This is a genomic window from Bacteroides sp. 224 (assembly GCF_010500995.1).
In the GTDB taxonomy this organism is placed as follows: Bacteria; Bacteroidota; Bacteroidia; order Bacteroidales; family Bacteroidaceae; genus Bacteroides.
On record NZ_QVMK01000001.1, the window covers coordinates 235,154 to 254,872 of the forward strand.

Genomic DNA, 19,719 nt, shown 5'->3' on the forward strand with positions numbered 1-19,719 from the left:
ATAGCAGTGAGGTGGCATGAACTACTTTCTTTGTATCTTTGTTTTCTATACGTTAATAATCAGTCAAAGATATGAGCAGTACAGATTCTAATATCCCGTTTCGCCGCTATCCCATTGGTATACAAAGCTTTGAGAAGCTTCGCAGCGAAGGTTATATATATGTGGATAAAACCCATCATGTTCGTAAACTGATTGAAATGGGGAATCCTTACTTCCTATCTCGTCCTCGGCGATTTGGGAAAAGCTTGCTGCTCTCCACCATCGAGGCCTATTTTCGGGGGAAGAAAGAACTGTTTCACGGATTGGCCATTGAACAATGGGATCAGGAATGGAAAACATACCCGGTGATGCACCTTAGCCTGAATGCCGAAAAGTATGAGACGGTAGAGGATTTGCAAAAGATTCTCGAAAACCAATTAAGAGCCTGGGAAAAAGAGTACGATTCGCACAATACGATAGACTCTCACTCCATTCGCTTTATGAATGTTATCCAAAAGGCCTACGAGAAGACCGGGCTGCGCGTGGTTGTTCTTATTGATGAGTACGACAAACCTCTGTTGCGCTCTATGCACGATGAAGAACTTCAAGCTCGTTTCCGCAACTTGCTTACTGCTTTCTATACGGTGCTTAAGGATGCCGACTCGTTTCTGCACTTTGTACTTATTACCGGGGTAACCAAGTTTGCCCAGATGGGAATATTCAGTAACCTGAATCAACTCAAAGATATCAGCTTTCTTCCTGAATTTGCCGACCTTTGTGGACTTACCTTGCAAGAAATAGAAGATACATTTCCGGATGAACTGGAAGCTTTGGCCGCAAGTAATAGAATAACGAGCCGGGAGGAAGCGATCAACGAACTGACCCGTATGTACGATGGATACAACTTCAGTCCACGCAATACTGTGGGCATTTTCAACCCCTTTAGTGTGCTCAATTCTTTGAGAGATCGTTCTTTCGAACGTTACTGGTTCGCCAGTGGTACTCCCACCTTTTTGGTGGAGATGCTGAAGAAAACAGACTTCGATATTCGCAATCTCGAAGGTGTTGAGGTAGACAGTGCTTCGCTAATGAATGATCGGGTAGATGTAAACAACCCTATTCCCATGATTTACCAAAGTGGCTACCTTACTATAAAGGAGTATGATGAAGAGTTTCAAAGCTACATTCTGGGCTTCCCCAACGATGAGGTAAAGTATGGCTTCCTCTCCTTTGCTTCGCCTTATTATGACTCTGTACCCCGAGATAGTACAGCCTTTCACATTGGACGCTTTACTAAAGAGTTGCGTGCAGGCGAAATCGAAGCCTTCCTTACCCGTCTGCGTGCTTTCTTTGCCGACTTTCCATACGAACTCAACGATAAAACCGAACGCCATTATCAAGTTGTGTTCTACTTAGTATTCAAACTTATGGGACAGTTTACCGATGCCGAGGTGAGCAGTGCTCGTGGTAGAGCCGATGCAGTAGTGAAAACCGATGATTACATCTATGTATTTGAGTTCAAACTTAATGGTACGGCCGAAGAAGCCCTCCGGCAAATTGATGAGAAAGGATACCTTATTCCTTACACTGCCGACGGACGACAATTGGTAAAGGTAGGTGTAAGCTTCGATAAACAGGAGAGAAACCTGGGAAAGTGGCTGATTGAGTAACATAACCCTTTAACTTCAATTGCCAGTAGTAATTCCTTCAACTACCAGTAGCATTTGCCCAAACTGCTGGTAGCATTTGTCGCAATTACCAATAGCTCTCAATGAACAAAAGCTTTTCATTCTGTGTTATTTGTCGATAAAAGTTATATATTTGCGTCGAATAATTAAAATCTATTAAATATGAAGAAGTTTGTAAGCGTTTTAATAATTGCTTTATCGCTTGGTATGGTGATGCCTGCGCAAGCACAAATTAAGTTTGGGGTAAAGGGTGGTTTGAATATGTCTGAATTGGATATAAAGAATGGACCCACAAGTGATAATACCACCGGATTCTATATCGGGCCGATGGCAGAAGTAACAATTCCTATTGTCGGATTAGGCTTAGATGGTGCTTTGATGTACTCACAACGTGGTAAAGACGAATGGAAACAACAAGGTATTGAAATCCCTGTGAACTTGAAATATACTTTCGGCTTAGGAAGCATGTTGGGAGTTTATGTAGCTGCCGGACCTGATTTCTTTTTTAACTTTAAGGATATTAAGTTTGCTACAGATGATAATAAACTTGTAGATACAGAAAAAACACAAGTAGGCTTGAATCTCGGTGCCGGTGTAAAATTGATTAAGCACTTGCAGGTTGGTGTAAACTATCAGATTCCATTGGGCGATAGTTTCTCTTGGGATACTGTAATTGATGCAGCCGGAAATGAAATCAAAGGAGGTAATGGGAAAACCAAGACCTGGCAAGTATCTGTAGCTTACATTTTCTAAGGCTCATTCTTAACATATAGATATAGAGGTTTCTCATTACGGGAAGCCTCTTTTTTTGTACCTTTGTTCTCGCAATGAACAAATATGTAGATGTCATATTACCGCTGCCGCTTCCCCGCAGCTTTACTTACCTGTTGCCCGATGAGGAAATAGGCAAAGTACAACCCGGATTTCGGGTAGTGGTACCTTTTGGCAGAAAGAAATTCTATACAGCTATTGTCTGTAAGGTGCATAATAACGCCCCTACCGAATATGAAGTAAAAGAAATAACAACAGTTTTAGATAAGGCCCCTATACTCTTCCCCATTCAGTTTAAACTTTGGCAGTGGTTGTCCGAGTATTATCTCTGCACACAGGGCGATGTGTATAAAGCGGCTCTTCCTTCCGGGTTGAAACTGGAAAGTGAAACGATTGTATTGCTTAATCCCGATTTTGAGGCAGACACCCAATTGCCCCCCAAAGAACAGCAGATATTGGATTTACTCCCTGCCGGGCAAGAACAATCTATAACCAAACTGGAGAAAGACAGCGGAATAAAAAACATACTGAATGTTGTTAAGTCCTTATTAGATAAGGAAGCTCTTTTTGTGAAAGAAGAACTCCGCCGCTTGTATAAACCCAAAACGGAGCCTCGGGTGCGACTGACTGAAAACCATTCTTCCGAAACAGCTTTGAAAATACTCTTCGATACATTAAGTCGCGCCCCCAAGCAATTGGCGTTGCTGATGAAATACTTAGAACTATCCTGCTATATGGGTGGCAGTACTTCATTGAAGGAAGTATCGAAGAAAACCCTTATAGACAGTGCAGGGAGTTCGACCTCTGTTTTTAATGGGTTGGTAGAAAAAGGAGTCTTTTTGGTGTATCACCACGAAATCGGTCGCCTGAATAAACAAGAAGGAGATACCGTTGTACTAAATCCTTTGAATTCATTTCAGCAGAAGGCCTATAATGAGATTGCGACTTCTTTTAAAGAAAAGAATGTATGTTTATTGCACGGAGTAACTTCCAGCGGAAAGACAGAGATTTATATACACCTTATAGAAGAAGCCATTCGTCGAGGCAAACAAGTACTTTACCTGCTTCCGGAGATTGCGCTTACCACCCAGATTACAGAAAGGTTAAAGCGTGTATTTGGTGCTAAATTAGGTATTTATCATTCTAAGTTTCCGGATGCGGAACGGGTAGAGATCTGGCAGAAACAATTAAGTAACCAACCCTATCAAATTATATTAGGGGTACGTTCTTCTGTGTTTCTTCCTTTTGAGAATCTGGGGCTTATTATCATCGACGAAGAACACGAGAATACTTATAAACAGCAAGACCCGGCTCCCCGCTACCATGCCCGTAGTGTGGCCATTATGTTGGCGGCTATGTGCGGAGCGAAAACCTTATTGGGTACTGCTACCCCTGCGGTAGAAACTTATTATAATGCCACCACCGGCAAGTATGGGTTGGTGGAGCTAAAAGAACGATATCAGGATATTCAACTCCCCGAGATTGTTCCTGTGGATATTAAGGAGCTGGCCCGTAAGAAGCGGATGAACGGTCCTTTTTCTCCCTCCCTTCTGGCAGATATACGAGAAGCCTTAGACAAAAAAGAACAGGTGATTCTCTTTCAGAACCGAAGAGGCTTTGCCCCGATGATTGAATGTAAAACCTGTGGATGGGTGCCCAAATGCAAGAACTGCGATGTGAGTTTAACCTTTCATAAAGGAATCAATCAGTTAACTTGCCATTACTGCGGATATACATACCGGCCCCCGCGTTCTTGTCCGGCTTGCGAAGGAGTCGATTTAAGGAGCCGTGGCTTTGGTACTGAGAAGATAGAAGATGAAGTTAAAAACGTTTTTCCCGATGCTTCCATCTCCCGAATGGACTTGGATACTACACGCTCGCGGAGTGCATACGAGAGAATCATCTCCGATTTTGAACAGGGTAAAACGCAAATACTGATTGGTACCCAGATGGTATCTAAAGGGTTAGACTTTGATCATGTGAGCATAGTCGGTATCCTCAATGCAGATACAATGCTTAATTATCCCGACTTTCGTTCATACGAACGCGCCTATCAGCTAATGGCACAAGTGGCTGGTCGTGCAGGGCGGAAGAATAAACGCGGAAAGGTACTGCTACAAACAAAAAGCATCGATCATCCCATTATCCGGCAGGTAATTGAGAATGATTATCTGTCGATGTTTCAAAGGGAGATGGCCGAAAGGCAGGCATTTCATTATCCCCCTTATTATCGCCTGGTATATGTATACCTGAAAAACAGGAATGAGCAACTGCTCGACCTGATGGCTCGTACAATGGGCGATAAATTGAGAGCCGTGTTCGGAGCCCGCGTACTGGGGCCGGATAACCCTCCGGTGGCTCGTGTGCAGACGTTATTTATCAAAAAGATTATCGTAAAGATAGAAGATGGCGCTTCGATGGCTCGTGCCCGCGAACTGCTAATGCTTATACAGCGGGAAATGATTGAAGATGAAAGATTCAAATCATTGATTATATATTATGATGTAGACCCACAATAAAGGTTATGAAAAAGATTTTGTTTGTTTGTCTTGGAAACATCTGCCGCTCGCCAATGGCAGAGGGAGTTATGCTTCGGCTAGTAAAAGAAGCAGGTTTGGAGAAAGAGTTTGAAATAGATTCCGCCGGTATAATGGGGTATCATGAAGGTGAGTTGGCCGATTCGCGTATGAGATCTCATGCCGCACGCCGAGGCTATGAGCTTGTTCACCGATCGCGACCTGTACGCACCGAAGATTTCTATGCGTATGATTTGATTATTGGTATGGACGATCGGAATATCTCGGATCTGCACGACCGCGCCCCTTCTCCGGAAGAGGAAAAGAAGATATCCCGAATGACGGATTACTGCGTTAATATGCTCGCCGATCATGTGCCCGACCCTTATTACGGAGGGGCTTCCGGCTTTGAATATGTAATTGATTTGCTGGAGGATGCCTGTGCCGGTTTATTGGCTCAACTACAGAAGTAAGAGGGCATCCCCTCTTACTTCTTCAGCTCCGGATAACTAATCCGTGTATGATAACTCGTTGTTAACTTCTCTATAAATACCTTCTTAACGGTAGCAATATCCAGAAAGGTGATAGGGCATTCTTTGAAGAACCCATCGGCTACCTGCGAATCAATAATCTTGTTTACCAGGTTCGAAATGCTTTCTTCGGTATACTCGGGTAAGCTTCTGGATGCTGCTTCCACTGCATCTGCCATCATCAGGATGGCTGTTTCTTTAGAGAATGGATTAGGCCCCGGATAAGTAAACCATTCTTCGTCGGGTTCTTCGTCGGGGTGTTCATTCTTCCAGGAGATATAGAAATACTTGGTTTTCCCTAATCCGTGATGGCTACTGATAAAGTCTTTAATTGCTTGCGGCAGATTATGTTTATCGGCCAATCGTAAGCCATCTTTTACATGGTTAATGATTATTTGTGCGCTTTGCTCATAAGGCAAAGTTTTGTGAGGGTTCACCCCTCCCTGCTGATTCTCTGTGAAGAATGCAGGATTTTCCATTTTACCTATATCATGATACAATGCTCCCGTACGTACAAGCTGACTTTTAGCTCCAATCCGGATAGCCGCTTCTGCCGATAGATTAGCTACTTGCATAGAGTGCTGAAATGTACCTGCGGCAGTTTCGGATAATCTGCGCAGTAACGGATTATTGATATTGGATAGTTCTACCAATGTTACATTGGAAGTAAATCCAAACAGCTTTTCCAATAAGAAAAGGAAAGGGTAAGCGAATAATAAGAGTATTCCATTGATTATAAAATAGGCATACATGCTTCTATTCAGCTTCGTTAAATCGTTTTCGATGATTAATTCGTACGCAAAATAGGTGGCAGCGTAGGTCAGTGTGATAATAAGAGCCGTGCGGAATAGTTGAGATCGCTGTGAAAGTTCTCTTAAACTAAGTATCGCTGCTAACCCTGCCGGAATCTGAAGCAAAATGAAATCATAAGGATACCTGAGCATGGTTGAACAGATCAGTAGCGTAATCACATGCGCCAGGAAGGCGGTGCGCGAGTCTAAGAAGATGCGGATAATCATCGGCAGCATCGCATAAGGTATTACATATATGCTGAGTACATTATTGGATACCATTAAGCCTGTAATAACGCAATAGAAGATAATTAATAGGAATAAGAGCAATAAATTCCTGAACCGATCGAAGTAGAAAGCACGGAACATTTGCAGATACAAAATAAACAGAAGTATCAAGACGGATACAAACAGTATTTGACCACCCCATATCAAGTTTACCTGCAAGCGTGTTTCGCTGCGTTTAATGGATTCCTTGCGTAATGACTCAAGGATGCTATACGTTTGTTCGTCGATAATTTCTCCCCGGTCTACAATCTTCTGGCCGCTTTGCACCAAGCCATTTGCCCAGGAATAGTTGCCCATAACCTCATTGAGTGCCGTTTCTGTGCGCTGTTCATCATGAATGAGGTTGGCATTGATGTATTCATTGAGCGAGCATTGGCGCAGAATATCTTTCTTGAAGTGAATAATATCCGCAGAGAGAACATACTCATAAGCCTCTTTGGTAGTAAATATGCCGGCGGTATATCTTTGGCTGGCTTCTTTTTCTTCGATTACTTTAATGGTAGAAATACTGTCTTGCTGGAGCCTTTTGAGGTCTTCTGCCATGATGATTCCCGACTTATATACCTCTTTCAGTACCTTTTCTATATGGCGGGCATAGTCGGCAGACGGGAGTATGCTCTTAAGATTGGCATTATAATCTTCCCTGAATTTGGCAATTGCCTCTTTCTCGACTGTACTCTCCAGCGTGTAATAAGGTTGGAATGCTGCCATGAGACTGTCATGCTCTTTCTTAACAATGGCTTCGTCTTTATAGATAGGAAAGTCGAAGGTTGCCATTAACTGACCATATTTCCAAGGTCTGTTAAGGTCGAACTGATAATTGAATTTCCCATCTCGCGGGAGAAAATAAACAATAATCCCTACGGTAGCTATGAATATGCAGGTTTTCAGTAAGATTGCTTTGTATGGAAGGTTTTTTCTTATCTTTATTCGGAACATGCTTTCTGTTTTTTTGCGAAAAGTACAAAAAAAAACAATAGTATCAGAAAAAAGGATTACTTTTGCGCGATTATCTTATCTTATATTAACGTAATTATGTCAGATAGAAACGTCAGGGTTCGCTTTGCTCCAAGCCCTACAGGAGCTTTACATATTGGTGGGGTTCGTACAGCTTTATACAATTATTTGTTTGCCAAACAACATGGAGGGGAGTTTATACTCCGTATTGAAGATACTGATTCCCAGAGATTTGTGCCGGGAGCAGAAGAGTATATTATCAACTCATTTAAGTGGTTGAATATCAAGTTCGACGAAGGAGTGAGTATCGGAGGAAAGTATGGACCTTATCATCAGTCCGAACGACGGGAAATATACAAGAAGTATGTGCAGGTTTTGTTGGAAAATCAGAAGGCATACATCGCTTTTGATACCCCTCAGGAGTTAGAGGCTAAACGAACAGAAATAGCCAATTTCCAATACGATGCATCTACCCGCATGCAGATGCGCAATTCGCTGACGCTTCCTAAAGAAGAAGTAGACAGTCTGATTGCCGAAGGACATCAATATGTAGTTCGTTTTAAGATAGAACCTAATGAAGATGTACATGTAAAAGACCTGATTCGTGGTGATGTGGTTATCAACTCTTCGGTGTTAGATGATAAAGTACTTTATAAATCGGCCGATGAACTGCCTACTTACCATTTAGCTAATATTGTAGACGATCATTTGATGGAAATCTCTCACGTAATTCGTGGAGAAGAATGGTTGCCTTCTGCCCCTTTACATGTTTTACTATATCGTGCTTTTGGCTGGGATGATACCATGCCGGCTTTTGCCCATTTGCCTTTATTGCTTAAACCCGAAGGAAATGGAAAATTAAGCAAACGCGATGGAGATCGTTTAGGTTTCCCGGTATTTCCGCTCGAATGGAAAGACCCTAAAACCGGAGAAACATCTTCCGGATATCGCGAAGCCGGTTATCTGCCGGAGGCTGTAGTAAACTTCCTTGCTCTGCTGGGATGGAACCCGGGTAATGACCAGGAACTTATGTCGATGGATGAAATGATTCGTCTTTTCGACCTGGATCGTTGTAGCAAATCCGGTGCGAAGTTCGACTATAAGAAAGGTATATGGTTTAATCACCAGTACATTCAGCAGAAATCGAACGAAGACATTGCCGAAATGTTTGTACCTGTGCTTAAAGAGCATGGCGTAGAGGCTTCTGCCGATAAGGTAGTTGCCGTAGTAGGATTAACCAAAGAACGTGTAAACTTTGTACAAGAACTATGGGATGCTTCATCTTTCTTCTTTGTTGCACCTGCTTCTTATGACGAGAAAACAGTGAAGAAGCGTTGGAAGGAAGATTCCGGTAAATGCATGACAGAACTTGCCGAGGTGTTGGCAAGCATGGATGACTTTAGTGCAAAAGCACAAGAAGATGTAGTGATGGCATGGATTGCAGCAAAAGAATATCATACGGGTAATATTATGAATGCTTTCCGCCTGGCGTTGGTTGGCGAAGGAAAAGGACCTCATATATTTGATATATCTCTTATAATAGGTGAAGAAGAAACGTTGGCTCGTTTGAAGCGTGCTGTTGAAGTGTTAAAGTGATTTTTTAGATGAAAGACTTCTTTTACAATCTGGGGATTGTTCTGTATGACTTCGGGGTGCACTTTCTGGCACCTTTCAGTAGTAAACCCCGAAAGATGATGAAGGGGCATTGGGTGGTTTATCGACTCATTCGCCAACAGCGTGAAAAGAATGCCGAATATATATGGTTTCATGCTGCTTCTTTAGGAGAGTTTGAACAGGGGCGTCCTTTAATGGAAAAGATCAGGGAGCAACATCCGCATTATAAGATATTGCTTACTTTTTTCTCACCTTCCGGCTATACTGTACGCAAAGATTATAAGGGTGCTGACATTGTTTGTTACCTCCCTTTCGATAAGCCTCGTAATGTGAAGAAATTCCTGGACGTTGCTCGTCCGTGCATGGCTTTCTTTATTAAATATGAGTTCTGGAAGAATTATCTGGATGAACTGAATAAGCGTCGCATACCTGTATACAGTGTTTCCTCTATCTTTCGCAAAGATCAGATATTCTTTAAGTGGTACGGGGGCACCTACCGGAATGTGTTGAAAGACTTCGATCATTTGTTTGTTCAGAATGAAGCTTCTAAACGTTTCTTATCTAAAATTGGTGTCACTAAGGTAACTGTGGTAGGAGATACCCGTTTCGACCGGGTGATGCAAATCAGAGAAGCTGCCAAGATACTGCCTTTGGTTGAGAAGTTTAAAGGAGAATCGTTAACACTTGTAGCGGGCAGTTCGTGGGGACCGGATGAAGATTTGTTTATCGAATACTTCAATAATCATCCTGATATGAAGCTGATTATTGCCCCTCATGTTATTAATGAAAACCACCTGGTAGAGATTATCGACAAAATAAAGCGCCCTTACATACGTTATAGCAAAGCTGATGAAACGAATGTAGGAGATGTTGATTGTTTAATTATCGACTGCTTCGGACTCTTGTCTTCCATCTATCGATATGGCGAGATTGCCTATATTGGTGGAGGCTTTGGCGTGGGAATTCATAATACACTCGAAGCGGCTGTGTATGGTGTTCCTGTAATCTTCGGCCCAAATTACCACAAGTTTATGGAAGCCATTCAGCTGATTGAAGCCAAAGGTGCTTTTTCTATAAAGAATCAAGAAGAACTATATACATTGCTGGATAAACTGATTTCAGACAAAGAATTTCTGGAAACAACCGGACAGAATGCCGGACATTATGTAACAAGCAATGCAGGAGCAACGGATAAGGTGCTTGGAATGATAAATTTTTAGTGAATAGTGAATAGTGAAAAGTGAATAGTAAAGTTTTATCTTTTCACTCTTCACTATTCACTTTTCACTATTCCCCCTCCTTAAACCATCCCGAATACATCAAATAATTATGTGCAATCTTTTGATTGAGTTCTCTCGATTGTTCCGGATCTACCTTCTTAATAAACTTGGCGGGTACGCCTCCCCATATACTTCCGGGCTCGATTACTGTATTGCTTAATACCAGAGAACCGGCAGCAACAATAGCACCTTCGCCTACGATGGCATGGTCGAGTAGGGTAGAGCCCATTCCAATAAGAGCATAATCTTTGATGTGTGCTCCATGAATGGTAACATTGTGGCCTACCGATACATGGTCGCCAATTTCTACCGTCGATTTTTGATAAAGCGTATGCAGCACGCTGCCATCTTGTATGTTAACACCGTTTCCTATTCGGATAGAGTTTACATCACCGCGTAATACGGTATTGAACCAAATGCTGCAATCGTTTCCTATGACAACATCTCCAATAATTGTGGCATTCTCTGCCAAATAACAATTCTCTCCTATTTGAGGGGTGAATCCTCTTACTGATTTTATTAAAGCCATTTTCGTTATATATTCTTAGTTGCTTCTTGTAGCCATTTTTGCTCTTCCGGGTTCAGAAGGGGTGATAGCTCTCTGTAAACCTTTTCGTGATAGTTATTTAACCAATCAATTTCTTCCTTGCTAAGCATCTCTTTTATAATCCCTTTTTGGCAGATTGGGCAAAGGGTGACGGTTTCGAACGCATAATACTTGCCAAACATTCCCTCTTGGTGTTCTACTACAAGTACCAGATTCTCCGTGCGAATGCCGTGGCTTCCTGCTTTGTATAGCCCGGGCTCGTTCGATGTAAGCATTCCGGGCTGTAAAACAACCGGGTTTTCGTTCATGCGTATGCTTTGAGGACCTTCGTGCACATTCAGAAAATGCCCGATGCCATGCCCGGTGCCATGCAGGTAGTTCATGCCACGGTTCCACAGCGGCATACGAGCAAGTACATCTAATTGTGCGCCGCGGGTGCCTGCGGGGAATTTAGCCATCGCCAGTGCAATGTGCCCTTTCAACACCAATGTATAGTCTGTTTTTTCTTCTTTCGAAAGTTCTCCCAATGCAATGGTGCGGGTAATGTCGGTAGTGCCATCCAAATATTGTGCGCCGGAATCGAGCAAAAGAAAGCCTTTGGGCTGTAAATAGCTATTGCTTTCCGGGGTAGCAGCGTAGTGAACAATGGCTCCATGCTCTTTGTACCCTGCAATGGTGTTGAAGCTTTCGCCTTTATACAACGTCTGTTCGGCTCGGAATTTATGAAGTTGCTTGTCTATGCTGAGTTCAGATTCTGTGCCGGAAGCTACGTTCTCTTCCAGCCATTTAAGAAATCTGACTAAGGCTGCACCATCTTTTTTCATGGCATTGTGCACGCCCTCAATCTCCGTTTTATTCCGAATTGCTTTTAGTTCTGCAGCGGGAGATGTGCCGCTAATGATTTTGCATGCGGAATTTATAGCTTGTAATATCGCAAAATTCGTTTTTTCAGAATTGATTAAAACTGAGTTCAAAGTTAATTCAGATAAGTAAGTTCTTACCTCTTCATAATTACGTACTTCTACTTGCTGATTTTGAAGATAATTTTTTACTTCGGGAGATACCTTTTCGGAGTCGATAAATAAAATTGCTTTGCCGGGGGTAATTAACAGATAGCTAACTACTACCGGGTTGTATTCCACATCCGTGCCGCGTAGGTTGAGTGTCCACGCTATTTCGTCCAGAGCAGAGAGTAGAGTGCTTTGGCAGTTCTTTAGGGCGAGTTTTCCTCGTATATCGGCTATTTTTTCTATTGCTGTGCTTCCGGCGTAGGCAATGTCATAGATGTAGGCAGGAGATTTGGGTCTTTCCGGACGATCTGTCCATATTTTATCTATGAAATCGACTTGTGTATCTATCTTAATATTCTTTTTAGATAATTGTTTAGTTAAATTTTCTACTTCGGAAGCAGTAAAAACTTCTCCTTCAATGCCTATAGTGCTGTTTGGAGAGATCTCTTTACTAATAAATTCGGCAATGGAGGGCGTTTCGGGCAACATCTCTTTGTATAAATCGATGCCTGTACCACTTAATTGCTCGCTGGCCTGTAGGAAATAACGAGAGTCTGTCCAAAGACCTGCTTTGGTTGGGGTGATTACAATAGTACCTGCCGACCCTGTAAATCCGGAAATCCATTCCCTAAGCTTCCAATGAGGCGCTACGTACTCGCTTATGTGTGGGTCGGTGCTTGGGATAATGAAAGCACTTAACCCCTTTTCTATAAGATGTTTTCTGAGCGAATTAATTCGGTTTTTGATGATAGAGTTCATATTCGTTTCTTTTTCTTTTCTATAGATATATATGCCCTGGTTGGTAGACTTGCGCATTGCAAATGTAGTAAACTAAATAAGATGAACAACTATGTTATGGTATAAAAATACGAAAAATGTATACGGTGCGATATACAATAAAGATGGCATTTGTGGTGAATAAGCTTATAGCGTTCGTTATAACGACCCTATAACAATATAATATGAAGAAGAAGAAATACTGATGATGATAAAGATAGAATAAATCCGGAAGAAAAAAAGACTAAAGCAGAAAAAAGAAAGTGATAGTGAAAGTGCAACCGGCAATGAAAGAAAGTGCAACCGGCATTTGAGGTAAATGCAACCGGCATTCGAGTTGGATGCGACCGGCAGCAGCATTATGCAGTAAACAAAACACGTTCCGACTCTAAATATTCAAATAAAAGTTTGGTGGATAACTAAACTATATGTAATTTTGCCGCGCAAATAAAGTGTAATTTAGAAAACAAAATATAATTTAAAAACAAAAAAATGATTGTAGTACCAGTAAAAGAGGGCGAAAACATTGAAAAGGCTCTTAAAAAATTCAAAAGAAAATTCGAAAAAACAGGTATCGTTAAAGAACTAAGACGCAGACAACAGTTTGATAAACCTTCTGTGGTTAAAAGACTTAAGAAAGAACGTGCTGTTTACGTGCAACAATTGCAGCAAATAGAAGATTAAAACTTCTGAAATTACTTTGATTTTCTGAATTCTTTTCATACATTCGTTGCATAGAAGTTAGATGCAACGACTTATGTTAATAGAATCTTTTCTTGATTATCTCCGGTTCGAGCGAAATTATTCCGATAACACGATAGAGTGTTATGGGAAGGATATTGCTCAGTTCCGGATTTTTTTTCAAGGGGAGGGAGGTGATGAAGATTTAGACTTTTGCCTTGTTACTTCCGAAGATGTTCGGGAATGGGTAGTCTCTCTGATGGATAACGGGTTTGCGGCTACCTCCGTAAACCGGAAGTTGAGTTCTTTGCGGTCGTTCTCGAAATATCTTTTAAGGAAGGGCGTGCTGGAAAAAGATCCGTTACGTAAAATAGTGGGTCCTAAAAAAGCAAAACCGTTGCCGGTGTTCTTGAAAGAGAGTGAGATGGACAAACTGCTGGATGAGACTGAGTTTGGCGAAGGCTTTATAGGCTGTCGTGATAAACTGATTATTCAAATGTTTTATGCCACGGGTATAAGACTTGCAGAGTTGATTGGGCTGAATGATAATGATGTGGATTTATCTTCCTCTTTGATAAAAGTAACAGGAAAAAGAAATAAACAGCGATTGATTCCTTTTGGTGATGAACTAAAAGAGCTGCTGTTTGGTTATATTAGTATGAGAAATGAAGAGGTAGCTGTTCTTGAGCCGGCGCTCTTTTTGCAGAAAAATGGTCGTAGAATCGGTCGAGCTGCAGTTTACCAATTAGTGAAGCAAAATCTATCAAAGGTTGTGACGCATAAAAAACGAAGTCCGCATGTGTTGAGGCATACATTTGCAACCACCATGTTGAATAATGAAGCCGAACTTGGAGCTGTTAAAGAATTGCTGGGGCACAGCAGTCTGGCAGCAACGGAGGTTTACGCGCACACAACTTTCGAGGAATTAAAAAAAGTATATAAACAAGCCCATCCAAGGTCTTAAAAAAGGAGGTAAGTATGGAAATTAGAATTCAATCAATTCACTTTGATGCAGCAGAGCAATTGCAAGCTTTTATTCAGAAGAAAGCATCTAAGCTGGAAAAATTTTATGATGATATAACCGCAGTAGAAGTAGTATTAAAAGTCGTGAAGCCCGAAGTCGCTAAAAATAAAGAAGCAGGGATTAAAGTGATTATTCCTAATGGCGATTTTTATGCGGAGAAAGTATGTGATACCTTTGAGCAATCGGTAGATGAATGCTTGGAAGCTTTAGGTAAACAGCTAACAAAACACAAAGAAAAACAACGAAACAAATAAAAAAGAAGCAAATATTTTGTGGAAAAGAAATAAATACCTAAATTTGCAGCCGTTTCGCTTTCGAACAAGTGAACGGTTGCATTTTTTATAACTTATTGCCTCTTTAGCTCAGTTGGCCAGAGCACGTGATTTGTAATCTCGGGGTCGTTGGTTCGAATCCGACAAGAGGCTCAACACAGGCAAAGCCTGTGAAATTGAAAATTGAAAATTGAAAATTGAAAGTTAATCATTAGCAATCAGTTTGAATCATTTTCGCAGATACTAAAAGAGTAATTTTCAACTCTCCATTTTCAATTCTCAATTTAAAAAAGGGTAGTTACCAGAGTGGCCAAATGGGGCAGACTGTAAATCTGCTGTCTTTCGACTTCGGTGGTTCGAATCCATCACTACCCACGAGTGAACAGCTCACAAAGTTGCGGAAGTAGCTCAGTTGATAGAGCATTAGCCTTCCAAGCTGAGGGTCGCGGGTTTGAGCCCCGTCTTCCGCTCTTTCTTCTTGCTGTTATAGCTCAGTGGTAGAGCACTTCCTTGGTAAGGAAGAGGTCCCGGGTTCAAATCCCGGTAACAGCTCATTTGGGTTTGTAGTTGAAAGTTTATAGTTTCTGAGTTCTCAGTGATTATAAGCTTTAAAAGACTTAGAAATGTTTTAGCTTTATGAATTAGTATTTAAACTAAAGTCTGTAAAGTTGGTCTATAAACTATAAACTTAAAAACTATAAACTAAAAGAAGCTGATTATTAATCGAATAAATAAAAAGTAAAGCTATGGCTAAAGAGAAATTTGAACGTACCAAACCGCACGTAAACATTGGTACTATTGGTCACGTTGACCACGGTAAAACCACTTTGACTGCTGCTATCACTACTGTGTTGGCAAAAAAAGGTCTTTCTGAATTGCGTTCTTTCGATTCTATCGACAACGCTCCTGAAGAAAAAGAAAGAGGTATCACTATTAACACTTCTCACGTAGAATACCAAACAGCTAACCGTCACTACGCTCACGTAGACTGTCCGGGTCACGCTGACTACGTTAAGAACATGGTTACCGGTGCTGCTCAGATGGACGGTGCAATCATCGTAGTTGCTGCTACTGATGGTCCGATGCCTCAAACTCGTGAGCACATCCTTTTGGCTCGTCAGGTAAACGTACCTAAGTTGGTTGTTTTCATGAACAAGTGCGATATGGTAGAAGATGCTGAAATGTTAGAGCTTGTTGAAATGGAAATGAGAGAACTTCTTTCATTCTACGATTTCGATGGCGACAACACTCCGGTTATTCAAGGTTCTGCTCTTGGTGGATTGAATGGCGTAGAAAAATGGGAAGACAAAATCATGGAATTGATGGAAGCTGTTGATACTTGGATTCCATTGCCTCCACGTGATGTTGACAAACCATTCTTGATGCCTGTTGAAGACGTATTCTCAATCACTGGTCGTGGTACTGTTGCTACAGGACGTATCGAAGCCGGTATCGTTAAAACTGGTGACGAAGTTCAAATCATTGGTTTAGGTGCTGAAGCTAAGAAATCAGTTGTAACCGGTGTTGAAATGTTCCGTAAGATTCTTGATACAGGTGAAGCTGGCGATAACGTAGGTTTGTTGCTTCGTGGTATCGACAAGAACGAAATCAAACGTGGTATGGTAATCTGCCACCCAGGAAAAATCACTCCTCACACTGCATTTAAAGCTGAGGTTTATATCCTGAAAAAAGAAGAAGGTGGACGTCACACTCCATTCCACAACAAATATCGTCCTCAGTTCTATCTTCGTACTTTGGATGCTACTGGTGAGATCACTCTTCCAGAAGGAACTGAAATGGTAATGCCAGGTGATAACGTAACTATCTCTGTAGAATTAATCTACCCGGTTGCGTTGAACGTAGGTCTTCGTTTCGCTATCCGTGAAGGTGGACGTACAGTAGGTGCTGGTCAGATCACAGAAATATTGTAATACATAAGCTTTTCGGTTCCCGGTATTTTAGTATCGGGAACTGAATTGTTATACGGGAGTAGCTCAGTTGGTAGAGCACCGGTCTCCAAAACCGGGTGTCGGGAGTTCGAGCCTCTCCTCCCGTGCTAATTTTTGAAAAATGGAAAAACTAATCTACAACATTAAAGAATCATACAACGAACTTGTACATAAAGTATCGTGGCCTACGTATTCTGAACTAGCTAACAGTGCAGTGGTTGTTTTATATGCTTCCCTACTCATTGCAGTGTTGGTGTTTGCGATGGACTCCGCTTTCCAGGCTTTAATGGAAAAATTTATCTATCCACATTAAAAACGAATTTAGAATGTCTGAGATTGAAAAGAAATGGTACGTTTTGCGTGCTATTAGCGGAAAAGAATCTAAGGTAAGAGAATATCTTGAAGCTGATATTAAAAACAGCGACTTAGGTGAATATGTATCTCAGGTATTGATTCCAACCGAAAAAGTATATCAGGTTCGCAATGGTAAAAAAATTGTGAAGGAAAGAAGTTATCTTCCCGGTTACGTTTTGGTTGAGGCAGCTTTGGTAGGTGAGGTAGCTCACCATCTGAGGAATACGCCTAATGTGATTGGATTTTTAGGAGGTTCCGAAAAGCCGGTTCCTTTAAGACAATCGGAAGTGAATCGAATACTTGGTACGGTGGACGAACTGCAGGATGCGGGTGAAGAAATCAACATCCCTTATGTAGTTGGCGAAACTGTAAAAGTTACTTTTGGTCCTTTTAGCGGATTCAGTGGAATCATTGAAGAAGTGAACAGTGAAAAGAAGAAACTGAAGGTTATGGTAAAGATATTCGGGCGTAAAACACCGCTTGAATTAGGCTTTATGCAAGTTGAGAAAGAATAATGCAGGTGTTACGCTGTAGTATTCTTCATTTATTTTTATATATAAATCAATAGAAAATGGCTAAAGAAGTTGCTGGACAAATCAAGTTACAGATTAAAGGAGGCGCAGCAAATCCATCACCCCCAGTAGGACCCGCATTAGGTTCTAAAGGGATCAATATCATGGAATTTTGCAAGCAATTCAATGCCAGAACCCAAGACAAGGCAGGTAAAGTTTTACCTGTAATCATTACTTATTACGCAGATAAGTCTTTTGATTTTGTAATCAAGACTCCTCCCGTAGCAATTCAATTACTTGAGTTGACTAAGTTAAAGAGTGGTTCTGCTGAGCCTAACCGTAAGAAAGTTGCCGAGATTACTTGGGAACAAGTTCGTACGATAGCTCAAGACAAGATGGTAGACTTAAACTGTTTTACAGAAGAAGCTGCTATGTCAATGGTTGCCGGTACTGCAAGAAGTATGGGTATTTCAGTAAAAGGGGAGTTCCCTGGCAATAATTAATTAAACTTCAATTATGGGTAAACTGACAAAAAATCAAAAGTTAGCTGCAGCAAAAATTGAAGCAGGGAAGGCATATTCATTGAAAGAAGCCGCATCATTGGTAAAGGAAATCACTTTTACTAAATTTGATGCGTCCTTAGATATAGATGTACGTTTAGGCGTTGACCCACGTAAAGCTAACCAAATGGTGAGAGGTGTAGTATCACTGCCTCACGGAACCGGTAAAGATGTACGTGTATTGGTGCTTTGTACTCCTGATGCTGAAGCTGCTGCGAAAGAAGCTGGCGCTGACTATGTAGGTCTTGACGAATATATCGATAAGATCAAAGGTGGATGGACTGATATTGATGTAATCATCACTATGCCATCTATCATGGGTAAAATTGGTGCTTTAGGTCGTGTACTCGGTCCTCGTGGATTGATGCCGAACCCTAAGAGTGGTACCGTTACTATGGATGTTGCAAAAGCTGTAAAAGAAGTAAAACAAGGTAAGATCGACTTTAAAGTAGACAAAACCGGTATCGTTCATACTTCAATTGGTAAAGTATCATTCAGTGAAGATAAAATCCGCGACAACGCGAAAGAATTTATCCAAACACTGTTGAAATTGAAACCAACGGCTGCTAAAGGTACATATATCAAGAGCATTTATCTTTCCAGTACAATGAGTCCGGGTATTAAAATCGACCCGAAAACAGTTGAAGAAATCTAATAAAAAAGAGAAATTATGAGAAAGGAAGATAAAAGTTCAATCATAGAGCAAATCGCTGCTACAGTCAAAGAATATAGTCACTTCTATCTTGTAGACATGACTGCAATGGATGCAGAAGCTACAACAGCTTTAAGAAGAGAATGTTTCAAATCAGACATCAAATTGATGGTTGTTAAGAATACATTGCTTCAAAAAGCATTGGAATCATTAGAAGAAGACTTTTCTCCGCTTTATGATACATTGAAAGGTTCAACATCAGTTATGTTCTGTAATACAGCTAACGTACCTGCTAAGTTGATCAAGAAAGTATCAAAAGATGGTATTCCGGGATTGAAAGCTGCTTATGCTGAAGAAAGCTTCTATGTTGGAGCTAATCAGCTTGACGCTCTCGTTAGTATCAAGAGTAAGAATGAAGTTATTGCTGATATTGTTGCATTGCTGCAATCTCCGGCGAAGAATGTTATTTCTGCTCTTCAATCAGGTGGTAACACCCTTCACGGAGTTCTTAAGACTCTTGGTGAAAGATAATTTTCAAACAAACTATTTCGTAAATTAAACATTAAATTTTATAATAAAATGGCAGATTTAAAAGCTTTTGCAGAACAATTAGTTAACTTGACAGTAAAAGAAGTTAATGAACTTGCAACTATCCTTAAAGAAGAATACGGTATTGAACCTGCTGCTGCAGCTGTAGCTGTTGCTGCTGGTCCTGCAGCTGGTGGTGCTGCTGCTGCGGAAGAAAAAAGTTCTTTCGACGTAGTGTTGAAAAGCGCAGGTGCTGCAAAATTACAAGTTGTAAAAGCAGTTAAGGAAGCATGTGGTCTTGGCTTGAAAGAAGCTAAAGACATGGTAGATGGTGCTCCTAGCGTAGTAAAAGAAGGTTTAGCTAAAGACGAAGCAGAATCATTGAAGAAAACATTGGAAGAAGCTGGAGCTGAAGTTGAACTTAAATAACATTGGCCTG

19 protein-coding genes and 5 tRNA genes are annotated in these 19,719 nt (G+C 41.2%); 21 read left to right on the forward strand and 3 right to left on the reverse strand.

What is annotated here, in order from left to right; all coding sequences use genetic code 11:
- Positions 1 to 71 precede the first annotated feature (71 nt).
- The 4 genes from D0T60_RS00875 to D0T60_RS00890 all read left to right on the forward strand — a co-directional run bounded on the left by D0T60_RS00875 (position 72) and on the right by D0T60_RS00890 (position 5,427).
- Positions 72 to 1,649 (forward strand): ATP-binding protein, encoded by a 1,578-nt coding sequence (locus D0T60_RS00875; protein ID WP_163216267.1) that lies wholly within the window; start codon positions 72 to 74, stop codon positions 1,647 to 1,649.
- 180 nt (positions 1,650 to 1,829) lie between these two features.
- Complete coding sequence (locus tag D0T60_RS00880; protein WP_163216268.1) at positions 1,830 to 2,420, forward strand: porin family protein; 591 nt, start codon at positions 1,830 to 1,832, stop codon at positions 2,418 to 2,420.
- A gap of 74 nt (positions 2,421 to 2,494) precedes the next feature.
- On the forward strand, positions 2,495 to 4,957 hold the full coding sequence (priA, locus tag D0T60_RS00885; RefSeq protein ID WP_163216269.1) for a primosomal protein N': 2,463 nt from the start codon (positions 2,495 to 2,497) through the stop codon (positions 4,955 to 4,957).
- A gap of 5 nt (positions 4,958 to 4,962) precedes the next feature.
- Entirely contained in the window at positions 4,963 to 5,427 is a 465-nt protein-coding gene (locus D0T60_RS00890) for a low molecular weight protein-tyrosine-phosphatase (RefSeq protein WP_163216270.1), read from the forward strand.
- A 14-nt stretch (positions 5,428 to 5,441) separates the two neighbouring features.
- On the opposite strand, the gene D0T60_RS00895 is transcribed toward D0T60_RS00890, so the two are convergent.
- Positions 5,442 to 7,502, reverse strand: coding sequence for an HD family phosphohydrolase (locus D0T60_RS00895; protein ID WP_163216271.1), 2,061 nt, complete (start codon positions 7,500 to 7,502; stop codon positions 5,442 to 5,444).
- A gap of 96 nt (positions 7,503 to 7,598) precedes the next feature.
- On the opposite strand from D0T60_RS00895, the gene gltX reads away from it, so the two are divergent.
- Both gltX and D0T60_RS00905 read left to right on the forward strand, forming a co-directional pair.
- The gene (gene gltX, locus D0T60_RS00900; protein WP_163216272.1) at positions 7,599 to 9,116 is read left to right on the forward strand and encodes a glutamate--tRNA ligase; all 1,518 of its coding nucleotides are present in this window, start codon (positions 7,599 to 7,601) and stop codon (positions 9,114 to 9,116) included.
- An 8-nt stretch (positions 9,117 to 9,124) separates the two neighbouring features.
- Positions 9,125 to 10,354 carry a 3-deoxy-D-manno-octulosonic acid transferase gene (locus D0T60_RS00905; RefSeq protein WP_163216273.1) on the forward strand — a complete coding sequence of 410 codons (1,230 nt, stop codon included), beginning with the start codon at positions 9,125 to 9,127 and terminating at the stop codon, positions 10,352 to 10,354.
- A gap of 67 nt (positions 10,355 to 10,421) precedes the next feature.
- On the opposite strand, the gene D0T60_RS00910 is transcribed toward D0T60_RS00905, so the two are convergent.
- A complete protein-coding gene (locus tag D0T60_RS00910) occupies positions 10,422 to 10,943 on the reverse strand; it encodes a gamma carbonic anhydrase family protein (protein WP_163216274.1) in 522 nt (173 codons plus the stop codon).
- A gap of 5 nt (positions 10,944 to 10,948) precedes the next feature.
- Positions 10,949 to 12,730: an aminopeptidase P family protein gene (locus D0T60_RS00915; RefSeq protein ID WP_163216275.1), complete on the reverse strand. Its 1,782-nt coding sequence runs from the start codon at positions 12,728 to 12,730 to the stop codon at positions 10,949 to 10,951.
- Positions 12,731 to 13,240: 510 nt separating this feature from the next.
- On the opposite strand from D0T60_RS00915, the gene rpsU reads away from it, so the two are divergent.
- The 15 genes from rpsU (at position 13,241) to rplL (ending at position 19,709) form a co-directional block, all read left to right on the forward strand.
- On the forward strand, positions 13,241 to 13,432 hold the full coding sequence (gene rpsU / locus D0T60_RS00920) for a 30S ribosomal protein S21 (protein ID WP_163216276.1): 192 nt from the start codon (positions 13,241 to 13,243) through the stop codon (positions 13,430 to 13,432).
- Between the two features lie 73 nt (positions 13,433 to 13,505).
- Positions 13,506 to 14,393 (forward strand): tyrosine recombinase XerC, encoded by an 888-nt coding sequence (gene xerC, locus D0T60_RS00925; RefSeq protein WP_163216343.1) that lies wholly within the window; start codon positions 13,506 to 13,508, stop codon positions 14,391 to 14,393.
- A 14-nt stretch (positions 14,394 to 14,407) separates the two neighbouring features.
- On the forward strand, positions 14,408 to 14,707 hold the full coding sequence (gene hpf, locus D0T60_RS00930) for a ribosome hibernation-promoting factor, HPF/YfiA family (RefSeq protein ID WP_163216277.1): 300 nt from the start codon (positions 14,408 to 14,410) through the stop codon (positions 14,705 to 14,707).
- A 97-nt stretch (positions 14,708 to 14,804) separates the two neighbouring features.
- Positions 14,805 to 14,878: transfer RNA gene (locus D0T60_RS00935), tRNA-Thr, on the forward strand.
- A gap of 139 nt (positions 14,879 to 15,017) precedes the next feature.
- Positions 15,018 to 15,100 (forward strand) — tRNA-Tyr (locus D0T60_RS00940).
- A 22-nt stretch (positions 15,101 to 15,122) separates the two neighbouring features.
- Positions 15,123 to 15,195: transfer RNA gene (locus D0T60_RS00945), tRNA-Gly, on the forward strand.
- A gap of 10 nt (positions 15,196 to 15,205) precedes the next feature.
- Positions 15,206 to 15,277 (forward strand) — tRNA-Thr (locus D0T60_RS00950).
- A 194-nt stretch (positions 15,278 to 15,471) separates the two neighbouring features.
- The gene (gene tuf / locus D0T60_RS00955; protein WP_163216278.1) at positions 15,472 to 16,656 is read left to right on the forward strand and encodes an elongation factor Tu; all 1,185 of its coding nucleotides are present in this window, start codon (positions 15,472 to 15,474) and stop codon (positions 16,654 to 16,656) included.
- A gap of 52 nt (positions 16,657 to 16,708) precedes the next feature.
- Positions 16,709 to 16,781: transfer RNA gene (locus D0T60_RS00960), tRNA-Trp, on the forward strand.
- A 14-nt stretch (positions 16,782 to 16,795) separates the two neighbouring features.
- A complete protein-coding gene (secE, locus tag D0T60_RS00965) occupies positions 16,796 to 16,987 on the forward strand; it encodes a preprotein translocase subunit SecE (protein WP_163216279.1) in 192 nt (63 codons plus the stop codon).
- A gap of 13 nt (positions 16,988 to 17,000) precedes the next feature.
- A complete protein-coding gene (gene nusG, locus D0T60_RS00970; protein ID WP_163216280.1) occupies positions 17,001 to 17,543 on the forward strand; it encodes a transcription termination/antitermination protein NusG in 543 nt (180 codons plus the stop codon).
- A 56-nt stretch (positions 17,544 to 17,599) separates the two neighbouring features.
- Complete coding sequence (gene rplK, locus D0T60_RS00975; protein WP_163216281.1) at positions 17,600 to 18,043, forward strand: 50S ribosomal protein L11; 444 nt, start codon at positions 17,600 to 17,602, stop codon at positions 18,041 to 18,043.
- Positions 18,044 to 18,056: 13 nt separating this feature from the next.
- Entirely contained in the window at positions 18,057 to 18,755 is a 699-nt protein-coding gene (rplA, locus tag D0T60_RS00980; protein ID WP_163216282.1) for a 50S ribosomal protein L1, read from the forward strand.
- A gap of 15 nt (positions 18,756 to 18,770) precedes the next feature.
- Positions 18,771 to 19,283 carry a 50S ribosomal protein L10 gene (rplJ, locus tag D0T60_RS00985; RefSeq protein WP_163216283.1) on the forward strand — a complete coding sequence of 171 codons (513 nt, stop codon included), beginning with the start codon at positions 18,771 to 18,773 and terminating at the stop codon, positions 19,281 to 19,283.
- A 48-nt stretch (positions 19,284 to 19,331) separates the two neighbouring features.
- Positions 19,332 to 19,709: a 50S ribosomal protein L7/L12 gene (gene rplL / locus D0T60_RS00990; protein ID WP_101541775.1), complete on the forward strand. Its 378-nt coding sequence runs from the start codon at positions 19,332 to 19,334 to the stop codon at positions 19,707 to 19,709.
- Positions 19,710 to 19,719 lie beyond the last annotated feature (10 nt).

Bases quoted from the DNA above. Each gene is read 5' to 3' on its own strand.
- D0T60_RS00875 (WP_163216267.1), top strand. From the start codon at position 72: ATGAGCAGTACAGATTCTAATATCCCGTTTCGCCGCTATCCCATTGGT.
- D0T60_RS00880 (WP_163216268.1), top strand. From the start codon at position 1,830: ATGAAGAAGTTTGTAAGCGTTTTAATAATTGCTTTATCGCTTGGTATG.
- priA (WP_163216269.1), top strand. From the start codon at position 2,495: ATGAACAAATATGTAGATGTCATATTACCGCTGCCGCTTCCCCGCAGC.
- D0T60_RS00890 (WP_163216270.1), top strand. From the start codon at position 4,963: ATGAAAAAGATTTTGTTTGTTTGTCTTGGAAACATCTGCCGCTCGCCA.
- D0T60_RS00895 (WP_163216271.1), bottom strand. From the start codon at position 7,502: ATGTTCCGAATAAAGATAAGAAAAAACCTTCCATACAAAGCAATCTTA.
- gltX (WP_163216272.1), top strand. From the start codon at position 7,599: ATGTCAGATAGAAACGTCAGGGTTCGCTTTGCTCCAAGCCCTACAGGA.
- D0T60_RS00905 (WP_163216273.1), top strand. From the start codon at position 9,125: ATGAAAGACTTCTTTTACAATCTGGGGATTGTTCTGTATGACTTCGGG.
- D0T60_RS00910 (WP_163216274.1), bottom strand. From the start codon at position 10,943: ATGGCTTTAATAAAATCAGTAAGAGGATTCACCCCTCAAATAGGAGAG.
- D0T60_RS00915 (WP_163216275.1), bottom strand. From the start codon at position 12,730: ATGAACTCTATCATCAAAAACCGAATTAATTCGCTCAGAAAACATCTT.
- rpsU (WP_163216276.1), top strand. From the start codon at position 13,241: ATGATTGTAGTACCAGTAAAAGAGGGCGAAAACATTGAAAAGGCTCTT.
- xerC (WP_163216343.1), top strand. From the start codon at position 13,506: ATGTTAATAGAATCTTTTCTTGATTATCTCCGGTTCGAGCGAAATTAT.
- hpf (WP_163216277.1), top strand. From the start codon at position 14,408: ATGGAAATTAGAATTCAATCAATTCACTTTGATGCAGCAGAGCAATTG.
- tuf (WP_163216278.1), top strand. From the start codon at position 15,472: ATGGCTAAAGAGAAATTTGAACGTACCAAACCGCACGTAAACATTGGT.
- secE (WP_163216279.1), top strand. From the start codon at position 16,796: ATGGAAAAACTAATCTACAACATTAAAGAATCATACAACGAACTTGTA.
- nusG (WP_163216280.1), top strand. From the start codon at position 17,001: ATGTCTGAGATTGAAAAGAAATGGTACGTTTTGCGTGCTATTAGCGGA.
- rplK (WP_163216281.1), top strand. From the start codon at position 17,600: ATGGCTAAAGAAGTTGCTGGACAAATCAAGTTACAGATTAAAGGAGGC.
- rplA (WP_163216282.1), top strand. From the start codon at position 18,057: ATGGGTAAACTGACAAAAAATCAAAAGTTAGCTGCAGCAAAAATTGAA.
- rplJ (WP_163216283.1), top strand. From the start codon at position 18,771: ATGAGAAAGGAAGATAAAAGTTCAATCATAGAGCAAATCGCTGCTACA.
- rplL (WP_101541775.1), top strand. From the start codon at position 19,332: ATGGCAGATTTAAAAGCTTTTGCAGAACAATTAGTTAACTTGACAGTA.